The organism is Glycomyces paridis, from assembly GCF_004912155.1.
GTDB lineage: Bacteria > Actinomycetota > Actinomycetes > Mycobacteriales > Micromonosporaceae > Glycomyces > Glycomyces paridis.
This window is the reverse complement of the sequence record NZ_STGX01000004.1, coordinates 164,809-189,707: the sequence shown is the minus strand read 5'-3', so window position 1 is coordinate 189,707 and position 24,899 is coordinate 164,809. Positions and strand designations below refer to the sequence as shown.

Sequence of the window (24,899 nt, the reverse complement as noted above, 5' to 3'; positions counted from 1 at the left end):
CGTCACTCCTTCCCGGCGGGCCGGAAGACCTCTCCACCGCCGCCTGCGGACGAGGTCGACTCGGACCTCGAACCGCCGCCCGGCTGCCCTGGGAGGGAGTCGTTCTGGTCGCGGATGCTGCGGATGTTGTCCGCGGTCTCGCCCGGTTTGAAGTCCTCCACCTGCCGGTTGAGGTCGTGGAGCGGACCTCCCGCGTGCTCCGGGCGGCCGTTGCTGCGGGGTGCGCCCGAACCGGACCGGTCGCCGTCCCGGTCCTTGTCGCCCGAGTCCGAGCGGCGCGCGAACAGGACCTCGGACGGACCGCGCCCGCCGACCATCCCGGCTATGCGCCTGCCCGGCCGCAGCAGCAGCCAGGCGGCCACGCCGAGCAGGCCGATCATGACCACTTGCAGCCACACGGGCATTGCGGTGGCGAGGATGCGGCCCGAGGCCCAGACGTAGATCACCGCCGCCAGCGAGAAGATCGCGACGTTGATGATCGCGCCGAGCACCGTGTTGACCAGGCGCTTGAACGGTCCGCCCGCGGGACGCAGGAGCGCGATGGTGCCGATGATCGGCAGGGCCACGATCGCGAAGCGCACGATCATGAAGCCCAGGATGATGAGGATCGAGGCGGTGAGGTCGAACAGCGAGAAGAAGATCGCCGTCAGCAGGGCCAGGAAGCCGGTGCCGGTGCGCTCCCAGGCGCGCTGGCCGCTGATGTTGGCAAAGGCCTCGGGGTCCTCGGTCTGGATCTGGGCGACCAGGCCCTGCCAGGTCTCCTGCTTTTCCGAGATGAGCCGATCGCGGACGGTCGGGGAACCCTCGGCCTCCTGGTTCTCTTGCCAGGAGAACGCCTGCGCCGCGAAGAGGGCCGGACCGTACTTGTATGCGGTGTTCGCATCGAGCACCACGGGGTTGCCGTCGTCGTCCTCGACTACCTCGCCGCCGCGCTTCTCGTAGGTGAACTCCTCGCTCTGCCCGAGCATGGTTCGCAGCCAGTTCTGGTAGAGCACCTGGCTGGACACCGTGTCGGCTGCGGTGACTGCGGCGGACCGAGTGTCGATGCAGAAGTTCGGGTTCGCCTGGTTGGCCTCTTTGAGTCTGTCGTACTCAGCCTGTGTGAGGTCGTCCTCACGCGCGCAGCCCTCGGCCGCGTCGTCGGCGATGAGAACCACGCTCAGGTCCATGCCGATGGTGAGCGCCTTGTCGGTGAACTCGGCGGCCTTGACCGGCCAGCGCACCACTGCGGTGACGAGCACGAGGATGAGTGCGGCCCAGGCGACGGTGGTGATGGCGTTGTTCATGTCGGCCTGCTTGGAGCGCCACAGCAGGTAGATGCCGATGAGGCCTACGGTGACCGCGCCGAAGACCGTGAAGACCTGGCGGTAGAGCACCTCGGTGCCCTGCTCCATGAAGTCGTTCGACCAGCCCCACATGGTGTCGGGCTCCCAGGCGGCCTGCCGCATCGAGTTCGCGGCGCCCACGGTCGCAACCGAGAGGCTGAACTCCATGTTGGCCAGGGCGTTCGCGGTGTCGGCGCCGTTGGGGATCGAGACGCCTTGGACGCATTGCCCGCCGATGCTCATCTCCTGCGAGCCGTACATCGGGAGCTGGTATCCGGCGTAGCCGTAGGCGCTGTAGGTGCCGATGCCCTCGCTCTTGTCGAGGTTGCTCGGGTCGGCGAACCAGCCCGCCATACCCGAGTCCGGGGACGCCGGCTGCGGCGCCGCCTCGCAGGGCAGTTCCTGCGCTTCGGGGAGTTCTTCCAGGCATTGCGTCCACGAGTTGTGCCACTCGTAGTCGGTGCAGCCCTCGTCGGCTTGGGCCCCGGCGAGGCCGGGGGTGAAGACGAGTGCCCCGGCGACGGCGGCGAGGACGACGAGGAGGCGGCTCGTCAGGCGCAGCGCGCGCTTGAGGGGGCCGGGTCTGCGAGGGGGAGGCGGTGCGAGGTCGTGAGCGGAGGGGTCGTTCACTTTTCCTCCCCGGGGGTGGTGTTCAGGTAGTCGAGGAGTCCGCGCACCCAGCCGAAGTCGGCGCGGATGCGTTGGACGCGGCCGTCGACGTCGCGCATGACGAACTCGCGGTAAGGGAGCTTGCTCGTGTTTGCGGCGTCCACTTCGGAGAGTGAGGCGAGGACGCTCTCGTAGCCGACGCCGGTGGGCACCCGCAGGAGCTTGAGCGCCTCCTCGGCGACCTCGGCGTCCTCGGCGATGCGGCCGACGAAGACCGTGGAGACGAGGTTCTGCACGTCGAGCCCGAGGATGTCCTTCGGGTTCTGGGAGGCGACCAGCGCCGCGAGGTTCCACTTGCGGGAGTCGCGGGCGAGGCGCACGAGGAAGGAGCGGCCGGACTTCCAGCCCTCCATGAAGTGCGCCTCGTCGAGGCCGACGAGCTTGCGGCGGTGCATGTCGCCGCCGTAGGCGCGGCGGACGGCGAGCCGGTGGGCGGTGTGCAGCATGGGCAGCGCGAGCGCCTCTTCGGCCGACCAGTACTCGCGTTCGATCCCGAGGTCGGGCAGGCGCAGGCCGGACATGGTGATGACGGTGAGCGCGGTGTCGTCCTCCAGGACGCCCTTGTCGGGCGTGCCGAAGAACAGCTTCGCGAGCGGCATCTCGGCGGTGTCGAGCAGGAGCGCGGCGAGCTCGGCGCCGTCGCCGGAGACGTGGTCCTCGGCGTCCTGGAGGGACTCCACGATGTCTTCGAGGGCCGAGTCCTCCTCGGCGGGGACGTGGCGGGCGGCGTGGCGCAGGAGCCGGGCGGTGCTCGCCTCGCGCTGGACCTGAGGCGGCAGGAGCATCGAGCAGATGTCCTGCACGAGCATCCGCCGTTCGGAGCGGGCGTTGGAGACGGCGATGTCGTACTCGCGCTGCCCGTCCGGTGAGTCGGGGTAGTGCTCGCGCCTGGGCGAGGGGATGAGCGCGTACGGCGCGAGCGTCCCGTACTCGGAGCCGGTGAGGTTGAGGACGCGCGAGAACGGTTTGAGCTCGGGCATCTCGCACAGGCGGGCGAGCGGGCCGGACGGGTCGAGGAGGGTCACCTGGACGCCGCGCCGGGCCGCGAGGTAGCCGATGGCGCCCATGAGGGTCGACTTGCCGCCGCCGGGTTCGGCGACGAAGACCGACAGGCCGGACTTCTCGCGGACCTCGGTGGCGAAGTGCAGGTCGAGGAACACGGGCCTGCGGCAGGTGCCGGCGGTGCGGCCGATGAGGTCGCCCCGCTGGTCGCCGACGGTGGAGGCGGCCTGCGGCAGGGCCGCGGCCATGAGCTTGACCGGCATCCGCCGGACGTACCCGGTCCCGGCGACCGGCTCGCCGGGGATGAACTCGCGGGCGAGCCAGTCCTGGTTCTTGGGGTGCTGGAGGCTGATGCGCATGTCCCGCTGGTACATCTGCATGAGCGTGCGGGCGCGCTCCAGGCACTCCTCCTTGGTGTCGGCGGTGACGGCGAGGCGGTGCCAGCCGTGGGCGCGCGCGGCGTCGATGGGCAGGCCGGTGGTCATCTCGTCGCCGACGCCCAGGGCGCGCTCGGCGAGGCGCTGGAGCTCGGGCGGGGCGTCCATCGAGTGCTCGTCGTAGTCGCGCTGCTGGCTGCGGATGAGGCGCAGGCGGTGGTCGAGGTCGCGGAAGGCCTCGCCGGGGCCGAGGATGTCGATGCGGCTCGACAGCTCGACCGGCCACGGGCAGCGCTCGTGGAAGTGCAGCCAAGGCTCGTGGCGCTGGGGGATCTCCAGTTCCTCCATGCGGCCGACGGTGAGGACGGCGGTGTGCTTCTCCTCGCCGGTGAGGCGGTTGACGAGCTTGACGGTGGAGCCGTAGGGGCTGCGGTAGCGCTCGATGGACTCGGTGAGGGCGAGGACGTCCCCGGCCTCCCAGTCGCCGTCCGAGCCCGAGAGCAGGCGTGGCGGTTCCATGCCGAGCGCGACGGAGCGGTAGACGAGCCATTCGAGTTCGGCGGTGGTGGCGCGGTGGGCGCGGACGCCGAACGAGCCGAGGACCTCGTCGAACTGGAGGCTGCGCTTCTCGATCTTCTCGCGTTCGGAGAGCTTGGTGCCGCGCCCGAACATGCGCCCGACCTTCTCGCCGAGCTGGTCGAACGCGCCGCGGCGCGAGAAGGTGATGCCGAGGAACGTCTCGCCCTCGGCGTGGGAGAGCTGCTGGAGGTGGCGCTGGGCGGCGACCAGGTGGTCGGCCCAGCTGGTGCCGCCGGGGACGGTGCGCAGCGGCCGCGCGGTGTGGCGGTCGACGGTGCGGGCCCACTGGTCGGCCGGGAACGGCCGGGTGGTGCGGCGCAGGTGGACGCGCATCCCGGCGAGCCCGGCGAACTGCTCGGCGATCGCGATGATGAGCGCTTCGCGTTCGAGGTCGGGACGGAAGGACCAGCGCACGCCGGGCAGTACGTACCAGGCGGTGACCGAGGCGGGCGTGAAGGTCACGTGCCCGGCGATCTCGGTGAGGCTCAGCTCGCGGAGCGGCTGGCGCTCCTTCTGGGTCGCGAGCGGCTTGACGCGGGTCGGCTTGGGCTCGGCGGTCTCGACGAGTTGCTGCGCTTCGGCGCGGGCCTGCTTGACCGGGACGAGGTCCTGGCCGGGCACCCGTTGTGCGGTCTTTTGCGCCGTCCGCTGCCGACTTGCGACCGAGCCTCCGCCACCTGCGGCGGAACGCCCGCGACCCTGGTCAACAGCCTGTGGATAACTCTGCCCCGGCTGTGGATAACTTCCGCCGTCCTGTGGATAAGCCTGTGGATTCCCGCTGGTCGGAGCCTGTGGGTAACGCTGTGGATATCCCTGTGGATAACTCGGCTGATTCTGTGGATAACCCTGGGGATAACCCTGTGGACGAACGGTGGAGGGAGGGGTCATCGACGCAGGTGGCGAAGCGTGTCCCGCCGGGTCCACTGGGGAGGACGGGGGCCGGGCCGCCTGCGGTGCGCTCGGCTGCGTGCGCTGCGGGGCCGGGGCGCTCTGCGGCGCGGCGGGCGGGCGCGGCGCGGACTCGGTCCGCGGCTGCGAAGGCTGCGGCGGCCGGGCGGGCTCGACGCGGTTCGGCGCGCCCGCGGTCTGGCCGGAGCCGTTCGCGGGCTCTGCCTTGCCGGAGCCTCTGGCGGGCTCCGCCCTACTGGGCCCTCTTGCGGGCTCCGCCCTGAACACCGCATCGGCGAGAGCGGTGGCGTCGTCGCCGAGTTCGCCGGAGTGCCGCTCGCGGTCCCGCACGGGTGCGGGCGGCCGCGGGGCGGAGAACTTGGCGACGGGCTGACGGCGGTCCTCGCCGCTCATAGGCGCTCCTCAGTTCGGACGGGCTCCACGAGCGTGGGCCGCAGGCGGATCGAACGGGTCGTGAACGCCGGGACGCGGGTTTCGCGCCCGTCGCCGCGCGTGTGCTTCCAGTCGGTGAGCAGCGTGCGGACGACGGTGGTCGCGGGCCGGTCGGCGTCGACGTAGCGGAAGATCAGCGAGGTGGCGACGAGGGCGAGGGAGATCTCGATGGCGGGGAAGAGGTCGACGTCCCCGGTGAAGGCCCAGCGCAGGAGCATGAACAGGGCCAGGAGCGCGGCGAATGCCCCGTACTGCCCGTACGGCAGGTGGACGGGGAGCGTGTAGCCGGGAGGGCCGAGGTACAGCAGGCGGGCACGATAGATGTCGTCGTCGGTGCGCAAGCGCATTGGCGTCCTCCGTCCGCTGCCCTATGGGGCGATGTCCGACCTAGTCCTCTTGGCTGAAGAGCACGTCGACCAGGCCGTTGCCGACGGCCACGAGGACCACGGCTCCGGCGATGAACGCGATGCCGATGATCGCGATGGTCGACGAGGTGAGCACCCGGCTGACCTCGCCCTTGTTGGCGCGGGCGATGAAGATGAGGCCGAGGATGGCCAGCAGGATCGGGGCGATCTTGGACAGGAAGAAACCGATGATCCCCGAGGTGTTGATCTCGGCGCCGGCCTGCGCGTGCGCGGCNGGCGATCTTGGACAGGAAGAAACCGATGATCCCCAAAAAACACGGTCCAGAGTGTCTCTCTCATCATCGTCAGTCCCATCCTCCCGTCACACAGGCCACTTGCACCTCACGTAACGCAATTTTCACTCATGTTTCTTGTCTCCCAACCCATTGCGGGTTCTGCCCTCATCATATGCCGGACCCCTGACGGAACGCACCTTCGTCGGCTCGAAGAGCGACGGTGCGGCCCGCAGTGGGTACTCGCCCTTGACAGTGAAGGCGATTCGCCCCGTCAAGGCAATCCAATGCCCGCGATCACTCCATGTCGGGAATCCGACACTAAACTGGGGTCGCCCGGTGTCCTACGCTCGAAACCTGCGCGGCACCGCACAATAGACCCCGACGACCCGGCACCGACCGGCACGACGACAGCCAGCCCGAACCGCCGGCCACCAGGCCGAGCACCGACCTCGCGGAGACCACCATGGACTACATCGACGACATCGCAGGGCGGCTCACCGTCGCCGCGATCGCCTTCGCCGTCGCAGGTCTCGCCGTCGCCGCGCTCTCGGCCGCCGCGCTCGGCGGCGTCCGGGCCGCCGAGAAGTGGCCCTCCGCGCCGGCGCCGCGCATGGGACGCCCGGCAGTCATGACCGGCGCGCTCCTCGGCCTGGTCGTCTTCGCCCTCGCCGCAGGGCTGTTCTCCCTGTCGCAGATCGGCACCGGCCTCAACGCGAACCTGCGGGTGCTGCTGGCGGTGGGGGTCGACCTCCTCGCGCTCGCCGTGGGACTGTGGCTGGTGAGCGCCGTCGCCGGGAGGGTCGAGATGCGCACGCTCATCGCCGTCCCCGACCACCCGCAGGCGCCGCCCCCGATCCCCGTCTCGGGCGACCCGACCCGCTACCAGATGCCGGACTACACGGAGACCCCCATGGAACCAGAGTCTCAGCACCAACTGTCGCAGGACTACCCGCACCGCTACGCGCCCGAGCCGCGGCACCCGCTGCCGCCGTTCGCACCCGACATCTCCGCCACCGGCTCCCAGCCGGCCGTACGGACCAAGGTCCCGACCATCCCGACCGACACCCGGCCCGGCTGGGTCTTCCAGGACCGCGGCACCGGCGCCTTCTACGCGGCCGTCGCCCAGAGCCGCGGCGGCATCAGCCTCCTCGCCCTCGACGACTTCACCGTCGCCCGCACCGCCTCCCTCGTCGGCCCTCTCGAACTGGTCGGATCGGTCGAGGCGACGGTCTGGCCCCTGGAGAACGGCGACAACGGCTCTTCGGAGAGCGAAGCGGCGCAGTAGGAACGGGCGATCGGATCGGGCCAGCGCTGTCGGCGTGTGATGCCGCAGCGGCGCAGCCGGAACGGGCCTGGTGGGTCGATCGGACCGGGAGCCCGGACCGTGATGGAAGATTCGCGCGCTGTTCACCTGCGTGCAGCTGGACGGAGCACCGAGGACATCGACCCTATAGGATATATCCTATAGGATCTGGTGGTGCGTGAGCGCGCGGTGAGTACGATCAGGCCCCTCACCTACCGCAGCCCGTTCGGAGTCGCCCATGACCTCCCCTGAACCGCAAGCCTTCTCGTTCGCACTGCCCGACGACTACGAGAAGATGCTCGACGAGGCCCGCAGCGCCCTCGACCGCCTGCCCCGCGATGAGCACTGGGAGCAGGCCAGACAGGCCCTCGACCAGGCCCCCGACCGCCGGACCCACGAGACCTTCCAACGCGAAGGCGCCCAGACGCTCGCGCTCATCGCCGAGCACCAGGCCGCCCGCCACACCGGCCGCGACCGCGAGGACACCACCGAAGTCGTCCTCGACGCCACCGGCATCCTCGTAGAACTCCGCTTCACCGCGAGCGCCGTCCGCCTCGGCTCCGACGGCCTCCCCGAAGCGCTCCGCGCCGCATGGGCCGGCGCCGAGGCGAGCCGGCTCGACGCCGCCCTCGCCTTCGCCGAACGCAGCAGCGCCGCCGGCGCCGAACTCCAGGCCGCCGCCCGCGTCGACACCGCCACCCGCCAGGTACAGCACTCCATCCAGCGCGCCATCGACGACCGCGCGCATGAACGCTTCCACCGCACCACCGACGACGGCCGGTGCACCGTCACCGTCGACCTCTGCGGCGCCTTCGTCGACCTCGTCTGCCACGAGCACGACCCCTTCGCGGGCACCGACCGCCGCGCCCTCGCCCGCGGCATCCTCGCCGCCGTCACCGCCGCCCAGGCCGACGGCGCCGCCGTCATCGGCGACCTATGCGAGGAGCGGTACCGCGAATTGGAATAGGTGACCGTCCGCGACCGTTCGCTATCCTCGGTGTGACCTCCACCGAAGTGAGCCTCCGCCTTGAATGAATCTGACCCCACCCTGACCGATTTCGACGAGTTCGTGACGTTGCGCCAGCGCGACGAGACGATCCACGTCGCGATCTCGGTCCCCGGATTCCGACAGCCGCCCGGCGTCATCGCGAACCTCATCACCGAACTCGCCGCACGGCTCCCCAGGCCCGGAGCCGCCGCGGACGACGCGCTCGCCGCGGGCATCGACGCCATCGGCCAGCTCCACCGGGCCGCGGCCACCGGCGGCTACGAGGCCCTCACCGCCATCGCCCGCGGACGCCTCGGCGTCGAGACCCCCGACAACGCCGTCAGCCGCGACCCGGAGTTCGACCGGGCCGTCGCGCTCCGGCTCGACGGCGTCCTCAAGTCCATGCGCGAGGCCGCGGCCCCCCGCACCCGCCCCGACCCCGAGGTCCTCAGCGCCGAGGCCACCAGCGAGAACGGCGACCTCAGCGTCACCTCCAGCACCGAACGCGTCATCGCGGCCGTGCGCATCGACCCCCGCGCCCGCACCCGCGGCGTCGACGGCCTCGGCGAAGCCCTCACCGGCCTCGTCGCCCAGGCCCGGGACGCGCTGCGGCGGCGCTCGGAGGCCGAGGTGCGGGGCCGCCTCCCCGAAGGCGTCGCCGAAGCCGTCGCCGCCGCACCCGCCGCCGTCGAGCGGGCGGCAGGGGAGAGCGCCGACATCATCGACATCGCCAGCAGGTTCGGCGAGGACCTCAAGCGAAAGGCAGGCAGGGAATGAGCAGAGTCTTCGACCCCGAGTTCGTGCGCGGGCTCAGCGCGGGCATCGATGCCAACGTCGTCCCGATCCTGGAGTCCGTGAACGAGGTCCTCCCGAACCTCGGCGCCATCGACCGCAGCCTCTACACCGTCGTCACCGTCTCCATGGCCGCCGCCTACACGGCCGCCAACGCGACCGTCGCCGAGTCGATGGAAGGCGCCGCCCAGTGCTTCCGCGAACTCCACGGCGCGCTGGAGGACTGCGCGGTCGAGATGGAAGCCGCCGACGAAGCCTGCGCCACCGCCTTCGGCTCGAGCGGGAACTAGGAGCGCCGCATGTCAACCGGAGAAACACTCTTCGCGACCGGGAGCGAAATGTCGCCGTACTTCAACGGCGTCATCAAGAGCTGCGCCACGGGCATCATGCCGCCCGCGGTCGTGCTCGGCCCCGCGGTGCAGGCACTGGCGACCAGCGTCTACATGAACCAGTGCAACCCCGGCGACCTCATGAAGGCCGCGGGGGCGTGGATGACGCTCGCCGAACGGAACCAGGCCGCCGCCGAAGCCCTGGAGGCCGAGGTCGCCGAAGTCAACGACGACAACTGGAGCGGCGACGACGCCGAGGCGTTCAAGGCCAAGGCCGCCGACTTCCAGGCGCAGCTGCGCGAACTCGCGCTGAACGCGTGCCTGCTCGCCGCCGAGCTCATCGTCCTGGCCGTCACCCTCGCCGCGTACTGGGCGTTCCTGCTGTCCTGCACGATCGCCATGGACGCCTACCTCGTCGCCTACCTGTCGGCGCTGGCGACCGGCGTGGGCGCGCCCGCGGCGGCCGGGATACAGGCGAGCGCGAACGCGACCGCGGCGACGATGGTCGGGTACGCCAAGACCACCGAGGGGATCATCTCGACGATCTCGCACACCTGCGCAGCACTGTGCGGTGCGTTCACCGTGTTCACCTTCGCGTTCCAGAAGTCGAAGGGGAACCCCGCGAGCCCGCTGGACATCGCCGGGGCGGGGATCGTGAACATGCTGGAGGGCCTGGCGACGTACTACGCGCGGAAGTTCACGATGACTCCCGCCGGGCGCCATGCGAACACGGCGTGGTGGCAGCACGGGGTGCAGTCGGCGACGAACGTGTTCCCGACCTATCAGGGCGGGGACTTCTTCGACCCGGACAACTGGAACGGCGGCTTCGACGGCGGCGGGGCCGGGCTGGGGCTGCCCGACGGGATCGCGAACGCGGTCGGCCCGCACCTGCCCGAGGGGGCGGTGAACCCCGAGGACCCGCAGTGGACCTGAGCCGTGAACGGCACTTTCGGCGCTGTCGCCGGTGGCGTCGAGTTGCTACCGTGAACGGGACCGGCCGACGTCCCCTCGCGAGGTGAGTATCGATGAGCGACAATTCGTACGAGTCCTACCAGGGACTCGACGCCGCCGCACCGGCATCGTCGGCCCCGGCGTTCGGCGACGTCGCACCGGCCGCGGCGGGCGCCACCGCCCCGCCGCCCCCGCCCGCCGATGCCCTTTCGACGCAGCCGGCCGAGGTGCCGACCGACACGATCGTGACCCTCCCCGACTGCCCGCCGGCCCCGCGGCCGGGCTGCTCGAACGCCGCGTGCGAGAACCCGACCGAGCACCCCGGCGAGGCCGGATGGCAGCGGCTCGTCTCGGCCGTGCCGGTCGAGCGGCAGCTGTACCGCTTGCGGCCCAAGGAGGCCGGGATGTCGTTCCCGACCGAGGCCGACTTCCGGACCGCCGTCGCGGCGGTCCGTCCCGAGTACGCCGACGCGCACTCGATCGAGCGCCTGCGGAACGCGTGGACCGATTCGGTGGCCGGGCGCCTCGCCGACTGGTCCGAGCGGATCAAGTCGAACCTGACCGACCTCTCCGAGGGCTGGGCGGGCGCCGACTTCGAGTCGTTCGAGGCCGCGTGCACCCAGACGCGCGAGCTGGTCGAGGACGTCATCGACGACATCGACGCCACCGTCGGCAGCCTTCAGTCCACTGAGGACTCCCTGTACTCGATCCAGGGCGGCGACTCCGGCGAGATCCCCTACCCCGCGCCGCAGTTCTGGATCGACGGCGACTGGCACAGCTGGGTGTCCGTCCACGTCAGGCCCGCCTGGTGGCACGGCGACTGCATCGAGTACACCTGTCGGGACGCCGAGCACGTGCTCGCCCTCGGCGGGGCCGAACCCGAGCTCGCCACCGAGATCATCGACTACATCGACGAGCGCATCCTCCACTTCGTGGACTATTACTCCAGCCCCGTCAACATCGAGCGGGAGGGCCTCGACCCCAAGGGCATCACCGTCGACGAGGCCAAGGATCTGGCCGTGGCCGACGCCATGGAGCACTACGGCCCCGCCGTCGCCTCCAGCTGGACCTCCTACGACTCGCGCCACTCCGAGATCAACGAGGACATCGAGCAGCGCAGCGCCGACACCGACGACGAGGACCGGTCGGTGCGGACCGTCCGCAGCGACAAGGACTACCCCGCCGCGGCCGACCCGGCCTACATGGACCTCGAACCCCCGGCCATGGACCCGCCCGCCGGAACCGCCCCGCCGCAGGCCAGCGAGGACCCCTCGCTCGAACCGCCCGCCGGCGAGGTCCCCGAGGCCGAGCCCGACGCGCCCGCCGAAGAGGACGACGAGCCAAGCGGCGGCCTCGCCAGCGGCGGACCCGGAGGCGCCGCGGGCGGCGGACCGGGCTTCGCCGGAGGAGGCGGCACGGCGACACTGCCGACCGCCTCGGGGACCACCGGAACGACCTCCAGCAGCGCGTTCGGCGCCGCCGCCACGGGAGCAGCGGCCACCGGCGCCGCGGCGGCCGCCGGCTCGCGGGGGTCCTCCTCCGCGATGATGGGCGGCGGCGCGGGCGGCGGCCACGGCATGCCCGGCAACGACACCGAACGCGAAGCCGACGTCGACCTGGTCGAAGACGAGAACATGTGGGGCTTCATCAACGAGGACGACGACCCCTACGCCTAGACAAGGAGCCCCGCATGTCCACGCGCGCTTTCGACTCCGCCGCGCTCGAGCGCTACCGCCAGTTCCTGGCCGAGCTGCTCGAAGAGCTGGAGAACGAGATCATCCCGTCCCTGCGCACCGGCGACCTGAAGAAGGCCCCCGCCTTCGGCACCGCGCCCGGCGCGACCGAGCACGCCGCCGTCGAGTACGCCGACTTCCACGCCACGACCTGGCGCAACCTCCAGTACCTGCGCGGCACCCTGCACGGCCTCATCGCCGGACTCCAGTCGGCCATCGAGAACGGCGGCGTCGTCGACCAGCAGGTCGCCACCGACATGCTCCGCCTCACCGACGGCGACGACCTCTACGCCTGACCGCCCTGCGAAGCGCACCTCACTCGGTGACCGTGATCCAGTCGGTGCACCCCTTCTCGTCGCCCTCGTCCCACCCGCACCCCTGCACTTCGAAGGTGTCGCCGCTGTGGAACCTGGGCACCGCGATCAACTCGTCGCCGCCGTAAGCGTGAACCGACTCGCAGAAACTGGCCCGGCACACGGTCATGCGGGTCGAGGTGCCGTCGAACCAGTTGTCGTGCAGGTACATGACGTCGGCGTCGCTGCCGCCCAGGTAGTCGTCCCAGCACATCTCGCCGTAGTTGTCGCCCTTGACGGTGATCTGCCAGCACTGGCCGTCGGCGGTGTCGCCGCGAGTCTGCGCTTGAGCCGGGGCCGTCGTGAGCAGCACCGCCGCCACCGTGGCCGCGACGGTCAGCAGTCCGAGCATGCGTTTCATGATTCCTCCTGATCTGAATGCCGAACCAACTCATACCAGGAGGATTCAGTCAGGTTGGGGAAACCCGGACCTGCCGACTGCCGGTGCGCAGTACCGACTGCCGAAGGAACGGGAGCGCACTCGGTCGTGACCGCAAGCGACGAGTCCGCTGAAACGCCCACCGCCGGAGCAGGAACGGGCGCCGGGGCTACCCTTTCGCCCAGTAGCGCAGCGGCACCCAGTTGACGTTCTCGGATTCCTTCCGGGTCACCTGGCCGACCAGCGACTTCGCCTCGTACTGCACCGAATGCGCGATGCGCGGCGCCAGCGTGGCCGGGGCCGCCCGGTCGGCGTCCCAGAAGCGGAACACCTGGACCGGCACGTGGACCACCGTGAGGTCGTCGACGTCCTTGACCTTCACAGTGAACTCGTGGCGGGCCTCGCCGTCCCCGTACTCCACCGCGAACGCGTGCTCGCCGGGCGCGAGCGGGTAATGCCAGGCCGCCCAGTCCGCCGGGGCCTCGGCCCCGTCGATGCGGACGCGCACCCCGTCGGCGTGCGCCAGCGCCAGATGGTCGCCGACGCCGGTGTACTCGGCCGTGCCGCCCGACCGCGTCAGGCGGTACAGGAACAGGTCGAGGACCAGCACCACGCCGCGCACGCCGCGGCCCTTCGCCCAGACCCGGGCGTCCTCGGCAGACGGGAACGCGACGGCGCTCCCCGACGTGCGGTGCTGCGCGTCGAGCCGGTGCGCCGCCGCCTTCTTCTGGAGGCGGTTGGTGACCGTGACGCCCAAGGTGAACCCGGCGACCAGCGCGGCCACGCCGAGCAGGAGGAGCACCGACCAGACGATCTGCGCCGCAGGGCTGGAGACCACCGAGACGGCTATAGCCGCGCCGATGATCACCGGGACGCCCGCCAGCGCCAGGAGGCAGCCGGTTGCCGAGGCGTTCGCGGCCTTGCCCGTCAGTTGCGCCGCGAAGCCCTCGGGGCCCTTGACGCGGTAGAGGATCGTGCGGAACTCGTGCAGGTTGCGAACCGCCGCGCCGTGGCCGGTGGTGAAGCAGACCCGTTCGCCCGCAGCGGCTTCGAACTCGGCGGTCGTGGCGTCCCCGCCTTGGACTTCGATCCGGTGGCGCCCCGGCTCGACCTCGATCTGGTGCCGCCCGTCGCCCGCGGCGACCGCGGTGCCGTCGAGCAGGACCGTGCCGGTGCCGCCGACCGGGAGGTCGGTGCACACGTACAGGTCGAGCAGCGCCTTTCCCACTGAGGGCTGGAGGTCCGGCGAGGACCGCTTCGCGAAGGCCTCCGCGGTGTCGAAGCGCGCGAGGACGCCGGGGGCCGCGAAGTGGCGGCCGTCCCGGTCCCGGTAGGCGCGCGGCACGGGATCGACCTCGTCGAGCGACGTGAACCCGTGCTTCGCGGCCTGGTCGGTCGGCCCGGCCATCTAGCCGTTGAACCCGTCGGCGATGTCGCTCGTCGACGGCCCGCCGCTGCCTGCGAGCGTCCCGATCATGCCCACGGACTTGAAGCCCGCCTCGGCGAGCGGCTTCGCGGCGATCTCGAAGACCTGCTTGACGCGCATGAGGATGCGGTTGGCCTCCACGAACGTGTTGGCGACCTTGCTGTAGCGGTTCAGGGCGGTGACGACGGTCCTGATCGAGGAGATCACCGAGCGCACCATCGCCGCGGCCGTCGAGGCGCCCGCGGTCGGGACGGCGAGCGGCGTCGCGACGGCCCAGTCGATGATCCGGTTGGTGATCCAGTCCGAGATCAGCGACAGGATCGTCTTGCGGATGCAGGTCGCGATGAGCTCGCACAGCTGCATGAGGCCCTGAAGCACCTGGATCTGGTCGCCGAGCTTGTACACCGACTCGGCGAAGTCCTTGATCTTCTCGCGGGCCAGGTCGCCGTCGGTGCCCGACCACTCGCTCAGGCCGCCTTCGGGGATCGCCTTGACCGCGTCGCCGATCGGCGGCAGGCCGTCCTTGATGCCGCCCCAGCGCTCGATCTCGGCGGCCATGCGCTCGCCGTTGCCGGTGACCATGCCCATGAGGTCGTCGAGGGGCTGGATGAGGGAGATGAGGAAGTCCAGGCCCGAGGAGATGAGGAACGACAGCGGGTTCAGCGCCGCGTCGATCATGTCCCAGCCCCAGCCCATGGCCGTGGCGGTCAGGTCCATGACGGCGTTGAGGCCCTCGCCCGCGTCGTCGGCCTTCCCGACGGCGAGGATCTTCTCGTAGACGTCCTTGCCGCCCATGACGGCCTTCACCCCGGACGCCTTCCACGCGTCGCTGTCGACCAGCCCGACCGAGCCGGGGCCGTGGTACCGGTCGCCGTCGTTGGTCCAGGTCGAGCCGCCGCCCTGGATCGAGTCGCCCAGGCCCGCGGGGTCGAACTGCGAGAACTCCTTCGCCATCTCCATGTCCGCGGTGTCCCACTCCTCGCGGCACTCCTTGAGACGGTTCGCGTGGCCCTCCAGGCCCTCGTTCATCATCCGGAACAGCTCCCGCAGGTCCCCGACCATCTGGTAGTACCCGGGCGAGATGAAGAGCCCCGGGACGCCCCAGGCCATCATGTCCAGGCCCTCGTCATTGGCCTGCCCCTGAAGCTCCGCCGCGGCGGGCATCTGGCCGCGGAGGATCCCCTCCGCGTCGGAAAGCTGTTGCGGCGTAATGCCTACGGGTTCACTCATGTCAACACACCTCGGGGGGCCTCGGAATCAGCACTACGGCACTCCCCCCGAATATAACCGAGCAGGTCAATCCCCCTCCACACCGCGACCGCGCCCGGCCGACGGCGTGCCGCGCTCCCACCCCGCGAGGCCTTCCCGGGCCGGTTGCCTTTCCCCGGACGCCCTGTGATAATCCCGGCCATTCGCTCGAACGACCCGCATCCCCTCCTGAAGGGCCCTGCCGCAACACAAGTGGACCCGGTCAATCACCAGGTCAGACGGCCCGCCCGGGCGAAACCTTCGGGTCTGTGGCGGTTGCGGGTGCCTGCTAACCTGATTTGAGATTGCATACCGACCGATAGCATCCGCACCCCGGAGGATTTTCCGATGGCCCAGCGCGAGTTCGATCCCGACGAGGCTAACTACTTCAAAGCAGTCCTCGAAGCGGAACTCCAGCACGTCGAAGAGCAGCTCGTCCCTCTCATGAAGGACGGCGCCCTCAGCTACGCGCCCGCCTTCGGGCTCGCGGACGAGACGGGCAAGGCCGGGGAGTACGAGGGCGACTTCGGGAACATCTGGATGGACATCCAGAACCTGAAAGCGACCCTCAAAGGCATGATCGACGTGGTCGACCAGGCCCTCGAAGGCACTGAGATCACCGAAGAGGCCAACGTCGCCGAACTCAAGGTGCTCTCCCTCGAACCGATCTACACGGAGGAGACGGCCACGTCGGACTCCGAGTACGAATCCCTCGGCTAGCCCTGAGCTACTCGCGAGTTGGTTGAAAGGAACCAGAATGACTTCTCGAATCCTCCGGAGCGGGCTAGTTCCCGGGATCGCCTTGCTCATGGCCGCCACGGCCTGCACCGCAGACTCGGGCTCCGGAGACGATCCAGGCGGCGAGACCACGGGCTCCGGGCCCGATTACACGGCAATGGCTTCCTGGGACGCCTGCGAAGTGCTCGATCCCGACACGGTCACCGCGAAACTCCAGATCGGGGAGTACACCGAAGGTCCTGTCGCGCTGGGCACGAACGAGGGCGACTTCCCGGGGTCGATCAAGTGCAACTCGTTCTACGACTACCCCGCCGACATTGAGATCCCCGAGAACTCCTCGAAAGAGGAGCTGAGCGGATGGCTCTACCAGGTCCTCATGCCGTACGGCACTCCTGAAGAGGCCGCCGAAGGCTTCCAGACGCTCTACGACGGGGCCGCCGAGGCCGTTCGGGAGCGCCCCGAGGACGAGCAGTCGGTCGACGAGTCGATCGAGGGCGACTGGGACCAGGGCGCGATCCTCGCTTCGGTCGGGGTGGGGAGCAGCTTCAGGGCGATCATCCAGAAGGGCCCCTACGTGGTCTTCATCGAGGTCGGCGGCGACCCCGACCCCGGCATCATGAACGGATTGTCGTACAAGGACATCGAGACGTACGACAATCCCACGTACGAGTACACCCCGATGGACCTGGCCGACTGGATGCAGTCGGACTACCTGCCCGCGGTGCAGGAGACGATCACTGCGAAGTTGGAAGGATAGGCGCGATGTCAGACGAAATCGAGGCGGTCGACCAGCTAGAGGCTACCGATGTCGCCTATTACGCCGGCTCGCAGCGGGCGTGCAACGAGGATGGGTGCACCCTCGGGCGCACCGAGGCCGAGCAGGCGTACGAGACCTTGATGTCCGGCCTGCCCGACTCGACCGGAGGAGGGGTCTACGAGGTGCCCTCCGCCCAAGGGCGGAGCGAGTACGTCACCCCCACCGAAGAGACCTACAACATGGTCATGAACACCATCAGGCCCAGTGACGAGCACGCGATCCAGCCGATCGCCGACACCTGGCGGCTGATGGCGGACGACAGTCTCACGAACATCGACGCCGACCTCAACACCGCCATCAAGAACCTGGCGAACTCCTGGAAGGGCGACGACTTCGACGCCCTTGAGGAGAACATGACCAAGACGCTGTCGAACCTCGGCCGGACCAAGGAGAAGGTTCTCGAACTCGCCACCGAACTGGACGACGCCGCCGAGAACCTGCGGATCCACCAGAAGGTCAGCGAGACCCCGTTCCCTCCGGCCGGGTTCAACCTCGTCAACGACGAGGACGGCTGCTGCGACGACTACAAGCTGCACGTCCGCCCGCCCTGGCACTCCGGTGACTGCATCATCAAAGAGGGCGGCGACCAGATCGCCGAGGTCCTCTGCGCCGAAGGCTCGACCTTCGCGGCGGAAGAGCGCGACAAGATCGAGTCCGACGCGGCCGCCATCCAGGAAGCGGGCGGGTACTACTGATGGCATCCCGACCCGACACCGCAGTTCAAGCCTGCATGACGGCTGGAAGGTGAGGAGCTCATGAAATATTACGAGCCCGGTGAAATGACCTACGCGGAAGCGCGCGAGATCGCGCGCGGGTACTCGAAACAGCGCGTCGCCTCCGCCAGCGAGGACACGATGAAGCAGTACGACGACGAAGCCCAGGCTCTCGTCGACGACATCGTGAACCGGAGCCAGAACGCGAAGACCGACACCAGTCGGCTCCGGTTCGGCAACGACGCCGAGGAGCCCGCGCCGATCGCCGACGGCGAGCAGGTGGACCCGACTCCGAACCTGAACAGCCCGCCGAAGCCGAGCATCCCCTCGACCGGCGGTGCGGGGGACTTCACCCCCACGCCGCCGACGGCGCCGGACCTCAACGACTTCAACCCCGGCGGACCCGGTGGTCCGGGCACTCCCGACACGAGCCTTCCCGATTACGAGAACGGCAGCGACATCGGGCTGGACGACGACAACCCGTGGAACACCGGCAGTGTCGACCCCGACGACCTCTCCGGCGGTCTCGCCTCCGGTGGCGGCGGCGGGCTCGGTGGCGGTGGCATCGGCGGCGGCCTGGGCGGTGGTGGTATCGGCGGCGGGCTCGGAGGCGGCAGCCTCGGCAGCGGCGGCGGTATCGGCGGTGGTGTCGGCGGCGCCGGTGGTGGCATCGGCGGTGGTGTCGGCGGCGGTATGGCCGGTGGCATGGGCGGCATGATGGGCGGCGCCGGTGGCGGCCGTGGAGCCGGTGCCGGTGCGGCCGGTGGTCGCGGTGGCGGCGGCGGGCCCAAGGGCATGGGCCGCGGCATGGGCGCGGGCGGCGGTGCCGGTGGCGGCCGTGGTGCCGGCGGCATGATGGGCGGCGGCATGATGGGCGGCGCCGGCGGGCGCGGCATGGGCGGCCAGGGCGAGAACGGTGAAGGCGACTCCACCTGGCTCACCGAGGACGACGACGTCTGGGGCATCGGCAACGAAGAGGAAGACCCCTACGCGTAAGTGACACGACGGGAGCGGCATCGAGGTTTCGACGCCGCTCCCGTTCTCATTACCCGGCGGGCCGGACGGTGCCGCACTCTTGGAAGACTTGGAGACCCATGAGCGACAGCACCGACATCAACTCGGACCAGTACGAGAACCCTCAGGACGAGAAGGGCTTCTGGGAGAAGGCCGGCAGCGCCACACCAGGCGTCAAGCAGGTGATGAACAGCGCCTCGGTCATCAACAGTGCCATCGAGTCCGATGAGGTCTCCGCGATGGAGGCAACGACCGCGGTCGCCGCCGACATCGCCAACCTGGGACTGGAGATCTACGGCGCCTTCGCGAATCCGCTCGGCCTCCTCGTCGGTGCCGGCCTGGACATGGTCCTCGCATTGGTTGAGCCCCTCCAGAAGATCATCACCTGGCTCTCGGGCGATCCCGATGCGATGAGCAACCTCCAAGGACGCTGGCGCCAGTTCAAGGATGTCCTCATCGCGATGAGCGAAGCGGTCGACGAGGCTTGGCAGAGTGCTCTGGAGACTTCGCAGTCGCCGACGGCCGACGCGGCCCGAGACAAGGTCAGCGGCATGGCCGCCGCCCTCAACGGGTGCGCCGCCGCCGTCGGGGAGATCGAGTCCCACCTCGGCTACGCGCAGATGCTCTCCAAGACGATCTACGAGGTCGTCAAGTCGCTCCTCTCCATCCTGATCGAGCAGCTCATCATCTACGGCCTGACCGCGCTCGCCACATCCTGGGCGACCTTCGGCGCCTCCATCGCCTCGTTCTTGGCATGGGCGACCGGCAAGAGCGCCATCGACATCGCGACCGCATCGCTGAAGGTGACGCTCGCTCAGGCGACCGGTGGAAGGTTGGCGCTCATCGGTTCAGAGTTCCTCGACGCGACGTTCCGCCAGGCCAGTAAGGACATGCTCCTGTGGGGCGGGGGAATGCTCACTTCGATCGCCGGCGGCGTCCAGGGCACCGGCGACACCAGCGCGGGCGTCCCTTCCGGAGGGTCTTCCGATCCCGGCGTCGACATGGCCGGGTACATCGATGTGGACCCTGAGGAGTTCAACGTCTGCGGCTCGAAACTCGCTGAGCTGAAAGGCGACGCCGACTCGTTGTCGGCCGCCGTCGCGAGCGACACCGACACCGACTACTGGACTTGGGGCCTCGCCTGCCTCATGTTCGTGGACGGCTACAACGACCAGAAGGCCTCGATCTCTGAGGACATCGCCCTCATCTCACCGGCCCTGGACGGGAACGCACAGCGCTTCACCGAGGTCGCCGCGAGCTACAAGGACGCCGACGACCAGGCCGCAAGCGGCCTCACTCAGGCGGGCGGCGGCTGATGCGCGGTCTCGATCGGAAGGCGATACCCAAGAACCTGGAGGTGTCCTACCGGCGCGGCAAGTCCCACTACACGGACCTGCGCGGCAGGCCGGTCAGGTCCAAGCCGCTGCTCCACCGGGACCCCTCGGTCGAACTCGTGCCTTCGCGGTACGCGACCTCGCTCAGCGACCCGATGGTGACCGAATCCGGCACCGGGCGTTTGGAACTGGTGCTCGACGCGGCCGCGACGATGCCGGTCGCCTCCGTCGACGGCGAGCTCGTCGCCGTCGGCGAGGGAACCGTGTACGTGGTGCTGCCCGCCGGGCTCTGGACCGTGGAGGTCCAGGGCGGCGAGACGGTGAGCCCGGTCGTGGTCGACATCGCCGATCAGGTGAAGACTCGACTCGTCTGGTTCGAGGGCGTGGACCGGCGCGTGCACTCGTTCGGCGCCTCCGCAGCGGAGCTGGTGTCGCCCGTCTCCAAGGTGTATCTGTACGAGTGGCTGTTCATGGTGTTCCTCATCTGCGGCCTGCCTACGGCCGTGGTGCAGGCGTTCCTGCTGGAGAACACCGACAGCCGCGTCATCCTCGGCGTCATCGCCGCGATCGGCCTGTTCCTGTTGGTGCTCCTTCCTTGGAAGCGCCGGGAGCGGGCGCGCGTGAACGCCGGGTTCGACGAACAGCGGCGCGCCGGGCGTTCGCGGGTACGCCGGTATCCCCTGGACGGTGTCGCTGCCGCCGATCGTCCTGCATTGCTGGGCGACGACCCTGAGGACCTTCCTGCGTTCGCGAACGGACACGGGGCGGTGCTGCTCCGCCTCAAGGGCCACCGTCACCTGTGGAAGGACGGCGAGGGCGTGTGCGTCCGCGACGTCGAACGGGCGTCGCTGCGGGCCTCGCCGCCCACCGTGCGCATCGACGGCTTCGAGCAGCAGTCGACCTGGGGCAACTGGTGGTACCCGATGCGACCGGGGAAGCACGTCGTCGAGGTCGAGTGCGACCTGGCCCTTTCCGGTGCGCCGCAGCGCATCAGCGAACGGCTCGACATCGAGGTGCGGGAGGGCGAGGCGACCGTGGTGCGCGCCGACGCCCATCTCTTCGTCGACCGCGGCCCGGGCGAGAGCGGTCCGGTCCAAGCCCGCGAGGGCACGCTGCGCCTCAGGCCCGAGGCGTTCGAGGCCGCCTGGATGGCCGACCCCGCTAAACGCGTCGCCTTCTGGACCGACCGGCTGTGAGAGATTGAGGGAGCACTATGGACGCCCAACTGTCCGATGACGACATGAGCGCGAAGTTCGCCCGTATGCGCCTCCTCGCCGAGGAGGCGGAGGCCGAGGTGATCTCGGAGGAGGGGACGGTCCGCGTGGTGGCAGGACCGTCCGGACAGATCAAGGAGATCGAGGTCCGGCTCCACGCGCTCGAACTGAGCGGCGCCGAACTCGGCGACGTCATCACCGAGACGCTCAAGAGCGCCGGCCGCGCAGCCGACCGGACCTTGGCAGAGGAGATCGGGCGACTGCTGGGCCGCGAGGTCCCGCCGAACCCGTTCAACGGCGGTACGGAGGAGCGAGGATGAGCGACCAGAGCCTGCCCAGCCCTGAAGAGGCCATGCGGCAGTTCGAGCAGATCCGCGCCGACGCCGAGGCGACGAAGCGCAGGCACGAGGAACTGAGCGCCGAGTACGGACTCGGCTCGGTCGAGGCGTACTCCGAGGACGGCACCGTCGGTGTCCGGCTCGATGCTCAGGGACGCGTGGACAAGGTCGTCATCGACGAGATGGGGATGCGCCACCGCCAGGCGCTCGGGTACATCGTCAAGGCCGTCGCGGAGGAGGCGATGGCCATGCACGCGGTCAAGGCCGCCGAGATGGCGCAGGCCCTCCTCGGCGACAAGATCGACGTGCAGGGGATCGTCAGCCGGTACATGCCCGACGAGGTGCGGCAGCGGGCGCGGGGCAATCTCGGCTACCGCGACTGAAGGAGTGACACCCCTGATGTCTCGTACCCCTAGATTCGATTTGAAGCTCGACGGGCCGGTCATGCTCGAACGGCAGTGGCTTGAGCCCGGTGAGCGGCTCATCGAGTGGGCGCCGGTGTGGCGGTTGCCTGAGCTCGACGGGATCGCGAAGCCGCCGTGGACGTCTGAGCAGGTCGCCAGGCGGGTGTGGAAGGTCGTGTGGCTGACGCTCGCTTGGGTGCTCGGTTCGGTGGTGCTCCTGATCGTGCTCGCGATCATCGGTGACGGGCTGAGCGGGGCGAGCGCGGACGGGCCTTCCGGGAAGCGGAAGGGGCCCAACGTGGTCCTGAGGGGCGGTGGCGGCGACTCGATCATGGGGCGCCTGGTCACCCCGGCGCTGCGGTGCCGGGGCGTGTGGGCGTTCACGAACCGGCGCATAGCGTTCGTGGAGGTCACGGGCCGCACCTACGGGAGGTTCCTGAGCGGGTCGGGGGAGCCGAGCGACTTCGAGGGGCCGTGGCCGGTGCGGACGCTGGTCGAGGTGCGCGAGGGCGGCTACGAGTACGAGGGCGCGGTGGACCGTATGCGGTGCACCAGGATTCTGCGGCGCTTCAAGCCCGCGGGGGTGTACCGGAGGATCACGTTCGCCGACGGTTCGGGAGTGGATCTGCGCAAGCGCCGTTAGGGGACCGGTTCGAGGAGCAGTCGCGGGCGGAAGGACTCGACCTCGCCGGAGGCGGGGCGCCAGATCGCGTACACGTGCGCTTCGGCGTCCACGCGCACCGCCGCTCCGGCGGGGGCGTCCACGGTGAGGTCGGCGTGCTCCTCGGTGCCGCCGGTGTGGCGGGCGGGGACGCCGAGGTTCGCGGGACGGCCGTCCACGAGGATGGTGATCTGATGTGCGCCAGGGGGAACGAGGTACCGCCAGTGGCCCCAGGACGCGGGCCGCTCGACGCCGTCGATGCGCACGCGCGGCGGGTTCGTCCAGGCGCGGGCGAGGAATCCGCCTTCGGGAAGGGCGCGACGCCCGGCCCACAGGTGCCGGGCGCAGTCCAGGTGCAGGTCGATCGCGGCGTGGCCGGGCGGGATCGGCGGCAGCGCAATGGGGTCGGCGCCGAGGAGGAACGCGTCCCCGTGGTGGGGCACGGGTTCGCTTGGGGCGGCGCGCCGCTGGGCGGCGAGGGCGCGGCGGTGGCGGGCCTTGCTGCGGCGGTGGGCCGGGACGCAGATTGCTATGAGCGCCAAGGAGATCGCGCCGGAGGTGATCGCGGAGACGAGCAGGGGCGGTTGCAGCCAGGCGACCGCGGCGTACGGCAGGCCGCACAGGAGCGAGACGAGGACGAGCCACCACAGGCAGCCCGCGTTCGTCGGCGTGAACGCGTAGGTATCGGGGAGCGCGCCGAGGACGCGGTGCCCGACGGCGTCGTCCTCGTAGTACTGCAACCGATGCGAGCCGCCGGGGACGATGTGGACTGCGACCGGGTCGACGGTGCGGACGCCCTGGACTTCGACGGTGTGCGGTCCGGCGCGGAGCACGAGGTCGAGCTGGCCGCAGCCGACCGTCAGCGGGACGCCGTCGACGGCCGCGACCGGGGCGGTCGCGCCGCCGTCGACCAGGAGCGACAGGAGGCCCTCGCCGGGCCCGGGCACGAGGTCGGGTTCCTGGAAGGCCGGTATCGGCTTCCGGTCGGGGATCGCGGAGCCGCCGCGAGGGCCCCTGACGCGGGCGGTGACCTGCTCGTCGAGGAGTCGCATCGGCTCGCTCACGCGCAGCGGGCGCGGCGACGCGAGGGCGCGCTCGCGGTCGGCGTAGGCGCGAAAGGGCCGCGCCCGGCCCTCACGGCCGCCGGTCACCGGTTGGTGTAGACGAGGTAGACGACGCCCGCGAGGACGATGAGCGCGGTGAGGATCGCGAAGGTGATCTTCCAAGCGCTCCAAGGACGCTCGCCTTCGACCTTGCCGGTCTGGCCGGAGACGAGGACCTGCCAGGTGCGGCCGTTGAACAGGTAGGCGAGGAGCCAGACGGGCAGGAGCAGGAGCTTGAACGTCAGGTTCGCGTACCGGGTGTCCATGTGGTGGACGCGCTGCTCGTCGCCGCCGATGTGCCGTTCGACGTCCTTGCGGATGATCGGGGCCATCTTGCGCTTCGCGGCCTCCAGGCCCTGGTCGGGCCCGACCTCGTAGCGCTGCGTGAAGTGCCCCGAGAGGTACTGCGGCTGGAAGGCCACGGCCTTCTTCGTGTCCCAGTCGGGCGAGAGGTCGTCGAGGTAGTCGCCGCTGACGTGGGCGGTGGCCGGGACGACCACGTCGTCGAAGGCGCGCTGGACGGTGCCGTGCGCGCGGTGCCAGCGGGTGCGGCGCTCGCTCTTGCCGTCGACCTCGACGTAGTAGTGCTCGCCACGTTCGCCGCGGTAGTCGGTGGTGGTCTGGGCGTCCCAGGTCCAGTGCGGCAGGTAGGTGCTCTTGAGCGACTCGGCCTCGTCGACCTTCTTGAACGCGTTGGGCGCGAACCAGCGGCTCGACACCCAGGACTTGAGCGCCTCGCGCGCCCTGCCCTTGTCGAGCTGGAACGGGACGACGCCCTCGGGGGCGACGAGGTTCGGGTCGAACCGGTCGGCCACGACGGGCGCGCCGCAGAACTGGCACACGTCCGACCAGGCGTCGGACTCGGTGTGGGCCTTGCATCCGGTGCACACGAACAGGTTCGGCGGCACCTGCTCGGGGTTGCGGCGGGGCTTGGCGCCGAGGGCGTTGTAGTCGTGCTCGACGACCTGGCGCTGCTGGGGCGCGATCCGCTGCCGCGCACCGCAGTACGGGCAGGCGAGGTCGGTGGTGCCGGGCGCGAACTGGAGCTGCGCGCCGCAGTCCCCGCACGGGTAGGTCTGGTGGCTGGCGGGAGCCGGGTTCGTCACGGGTCTCTCCTCTTGAGGGGTG

25 protein-coding genes are annotated in these 24,899 nt (G+C 70.0%); 16 read left to right on the top strand and 9 right to left on the bottom strand.

The annotated features are described in order from the left end of the window. Positions 1 to 2 precede the first annotated feature (2 nt). The 4 genes from E9998_RS07010 to E9998_RS27015 are packed head-to-tail and all read right to left on the bottom strand — an operon-like array spanning position 3 to position 5,905. Positions 3 to 1,955, bottom strand: a complete 1,953-nt coding sequence (locus E9998_RS07010) for an MFS transporter (RefSeq protein ID WP_136528994.1) — start codon at positions 1,953 to 1,955, stop codon at positions 3 to 5. Further along, positions 1,952 to 5,254, bottom strand: coding sequence for an ATP-binding protein (locus E9998_RS07005; RefSeq protein ID WP_192907050.1), 3,303 nt, complete (start codon positions 5,252 to 5,254; stop codon positions 1,952 to 1,954). The genes E9998_RS07010 and E9998_RS07005 overlap by 4 nt, the downstream gene beginning before the upstream one ends. Further along, positions 5,251 to 5,640: a hypothetical protein gene (locus E9998_RS07000; protein ID WP_204745302.1), complete on the bottom strand. Its 390-nt coding sequence runs from the start codon at positions 5,638 to 5,640 to the stop codon at positions 5,251 to 5,253. Before E9998_RS07000 ends, E9998_RS07005 begins: the two co-directional genes overlap by 4 nt. 40 nt (positions 5,641 to 5,680) lie before the next feature. Beyond that, positions 5,681 to 5,905 carry a hypothetical protein gene (locus tag E9998_RS27015; RefSeq protein WP_136528992.1) on the bottom strand — a complete coding sequence of 75 codons (225 nt, stop codon included), beginning with the start codon at positions 5,903 to 5,905 and terminating at the stop codon, positions 5,681 to 5,683. A gap of 491 nt (positions 5,906 to 6,396) precedes the next feature. On the opposite strand from E9998_RS27015, the gene E9998_RS06990 reads away from it, so the two are divergent. The 7 genes from E9998_RS06990 to E9998_RS06960 all read left to right on the top strand — a co-directional run bounded on the left by E9998_RS06990 (position 6,397) and on the right by E9998_RS06960 (position 12,325). Continuing rightward, the gene (locus E9998_RS06990) at positions 6,397 to 7,218 is read left to right on the top strand and encodes a hypothetical protein (protein ID WP_136528991.1); all 822 of its coding nucleotides are present in this window, start codon (positions 6,397 to 6,399) and stop codon (positions 7,216 to 7,218) included. A 256-nt stretch (positions 7,219 to 7,474) separates the two neighbouring features. Then, positions 7,475 to 8,203, top strand: a complete 729-nt coding sequence (locus E9998_RS06985) for a hypothetical protein (RefSeq protein ID WP_136528990.1) — start codon at positions 7,475 to 7,477, stop codon at positions 8,201 to 8,203. Between the two features lie 60 nt (positions 8,204 to 8,263). Further along, positions 8,264 to 9,001 carry a hypothetical protein gene (locus E9998_RS06980; protein WP_136528989.1) on the top strand — a complete coding sequence of 246 codons (738 nt, stop codon included), beginning with the start codon at positions 8,264 to 8,266 and terminating at the stop codon, positions 8,999 to 9,001. Beyond that, positions 8,998 to 9,306, top strand: a complete 309-nt coding sequence (locus tag E9998_RS06975; RefSeq protein WP_136528988.1) for a hypothetical protein — start codon at positions 8,998 to 9,000, stop codon at positions 9,304 to 9,306. The genes E9998_RS06980 and E9998_RS06975 overlap by 4 nt, the downstream gene beginning before the upstream one ends. A 9-nt stretch (positions 9,307 to 9,315) precedes the next feature. Continuing rightward, entirely contained in the window at positions 9,316 to 10,278 is a 963-nt protein-coding gene (locus E9998_RS06970) for a hypothetical protein (RefSeq protein ID WP_136528987.1), read from the top strand. Between the two features lie 92 nt (positions 10,279 to 10,370). Then, entirely contained in the window at positions 10,371 to 11,972 is a 1,602-nt protein-coding gene (locus E9998_RS06965) for a WXG100 family type VII secretion target (RefSeq protein WP_136528986.1), read from the top strand. 14 nt (positions 11,973 to 11,986) lie between these two features. Continuing rightward, complete coding sequence (locus E9998_RS06960; RefSeq protein ID WP_136528985.1) at positions 11,987 to 12,325, top strand: hypothetical protein; 339 nt, start codon at positions 11,987 to 11,989, stop codon at positions 12,323 to 12,325. A gap of 19 nt (positions 12,326 to 12,344) precedes the next feature. Here E9998_RS06960 and E9998_RS06955 read toward each other — a convergent pair whose 3' ends face one another. From E9998_RS06955 to E9998_RS06945, 3 genes are all read right to left on the bottom strand, one after another. After that, a complete protein-coding gene (locus E9998_RS06955) occupies positions 12,345 to 12,743 on the bottom strand; it encodes a hypothetical protein (RefSeq protein ID WP_136528984.1) in 399 nt (132 codons plus the stop codon). 187 nt (positions 12,744 to 12,930) lie between these two features. Continuing rightward, positions 12,931 to 14,169 (bottom strand): hypothetical protein, encoded by a 1,239-nt coding sequence (locus tag E9998_RS06950; protein WP_136528983.1) that lies wholly within the window; start codon positions 14,167 to 14,169, stop codon positions 12,931 to 12,933. Next, positions 14,170 to 15,417: a hypothetical protein gene (locus tag E9998_RS06945; protein ID WP_136528982.1), complete on the bottom strand. Its 1,248-nt coding sequence runs from the start codon at positions 15,415 to 15,417 to the stop codon at positions 14,170 to 14,172. Positions 15,418 to 15,783: 366 nt separating this feature from the next. Between E9998_RS06945 and E9998_RS06940 the strand changes: the two genes are divergently transcribed. The 9 genes from E9998_RS06940 to E9998_RS06900 all read left to right on the top strand — a co-directional run bounded on the left by E9998_RS06940 (position 15,784) and on the right by E9998_RS06900 (position 22,650). Continuing rightward, positions 15,784 to 16,155 (top strand): hypothetical protein, encoded by a 372-nt coding sequence (locus tag E9998_RS06940; protein ID WP_136528981.1) that lies wholly within the window; start codon positions 15,784 to 15,786, stop codon positions 16,153 to 16,155. Between the two features lie 175 nt (positions 16,156 to 16,330). Further along, on the top strand, positions 16,331 to 16,930 hold the full coding sequence (locus tag E9998_RS06935) for a hypothetical protein (protein ID WP_136528980.1): 600 nt from the start codon (positions 16,331 to 16,333) through the stop codon (positions 16,928 to 16,930). A 5-nt stretch (positions 16,931 to 16,935) separates the two neighbouring features. Further along, on the top strand, positions 16,936 to 17,685 hold the full coding sequence (locus E9998_RS06930; RefSeq protein WP_136528979.1) for a WXG100 family type VII secretion target: 750 nt from the start codon (positions 16,936 to 16,938) through the stop codon (positions 17,683 to 17,685). Between the two features lie 60 nt (positions 17,686 to 17,745). Further along, positions 17,746 to 18,699, top strand: a complete 954-nt coding sequence (locus E9998_RS06925) for a hypothetical protein (protein WP_136528978.1) — start codon at positions 17,746 to 17,748, stop codon at positions 18,697 to 18,699. 98 nt (positions 18,700 to 18,797) lie between these two features. Continuing rightward, positions 18,798 to 20,033: a hypothetical protein gene (locus E9998_RS06920; protein WP_136528977.1), complete on the top strand. Its 1,236-nt coding sequence runs from the start codon at positions 18,798 to 18,800 to the stop codon at positions 20,031 to 20,033. After that, the gene (locus E9998_RS06915) at positions 20,033 to 21,247 is read left to right on the top strand and encodes a hypothetical protein (protein ID WP_136528976.1); all 1,215 of its coding nucleotides are present in this window, start codon (positions 20,033 to 20,035) and stop codon (positions 21,245 to 21,247) included. Before E9998_RS06920 ends, E9998_RS06915 begins: the two co-directional genes overlap by 1 nt. A 17-nt stretch (positions 21,248 to 21,264) precedes the next feature. Continuing rightward, on the top strand, positions 21,265 to 21,585 hold the full coding sequence (locus E9998_RS06910) for a YbaB/EbfC family nucleoid-associated protein (protein ID WP_136528975.1): 321 nt from the start codon (positions 21,265 to 21,267) through the stop codon (positions 21,583 to 21,585). Beyond that, on the top strand, positions 21,582 to 21,986 hold the full coding sequence (locus E9998_RS06905; RefSeq protein ID WP_136528974.1) for a YbaB/EbfC family nucleoid-associated protein: 405 nt from the start codon (positions 21,582 to 21,584) through the stop codon (positions 21,984 to 21,986). The genes E9998_RS06910 and E9998_RS06905 overlap by 4 nt, the downstream gene beginning before the upstream one ends. 16 nt (positions 21,987 to 22,002) lie before the next feature. Further along, positions 22,003 to 22,650, top strand: a complete 648-nt coding sequence (locus E9998_RS06900; protein ID WP_136528973.1) for a hypothetical protein — start codon at positions 22,003 to 22,005, stop codon at positions 22,648 to 22,650. On the opposite strand, the gene E9998_RS06895 is transcribed toward E9998_RS06900, so the two are convergent. After that, positions 22,647 to 23,819 carry a hypothetical protein gene (locus tag E9998_RS06895; protein ID WP_136528972.1) on the bottom strand — a complete coding sequence of 391 codons (1,173 nt, stop codon included), beginning with the start codon at positions 23,817 to 23,819 and terminating at the stop codon, positions 22,647 to 22,649. The genes E9998_RS06900 and E9998_RS06895 overlap by 4 nt on opposite strands. Continuing rightward, a complete protein-coding gene (locus E9998_RS06890; RefSeq protein WP_136528971.1) occupies positions 23,816 to 24,877 on the bottom strand; it encodes a TFIIB-type zinc ribbon-containing protein in 1,062 nt (353 codons plus the stop codon). The genes E9998_RS06895 and E9998_RS06890 overlap by 4 nt, the downstream gene beginning before the upstream one ends. Positions 24,878 to 24,899 lie beyond the last annotated feature (22 nt).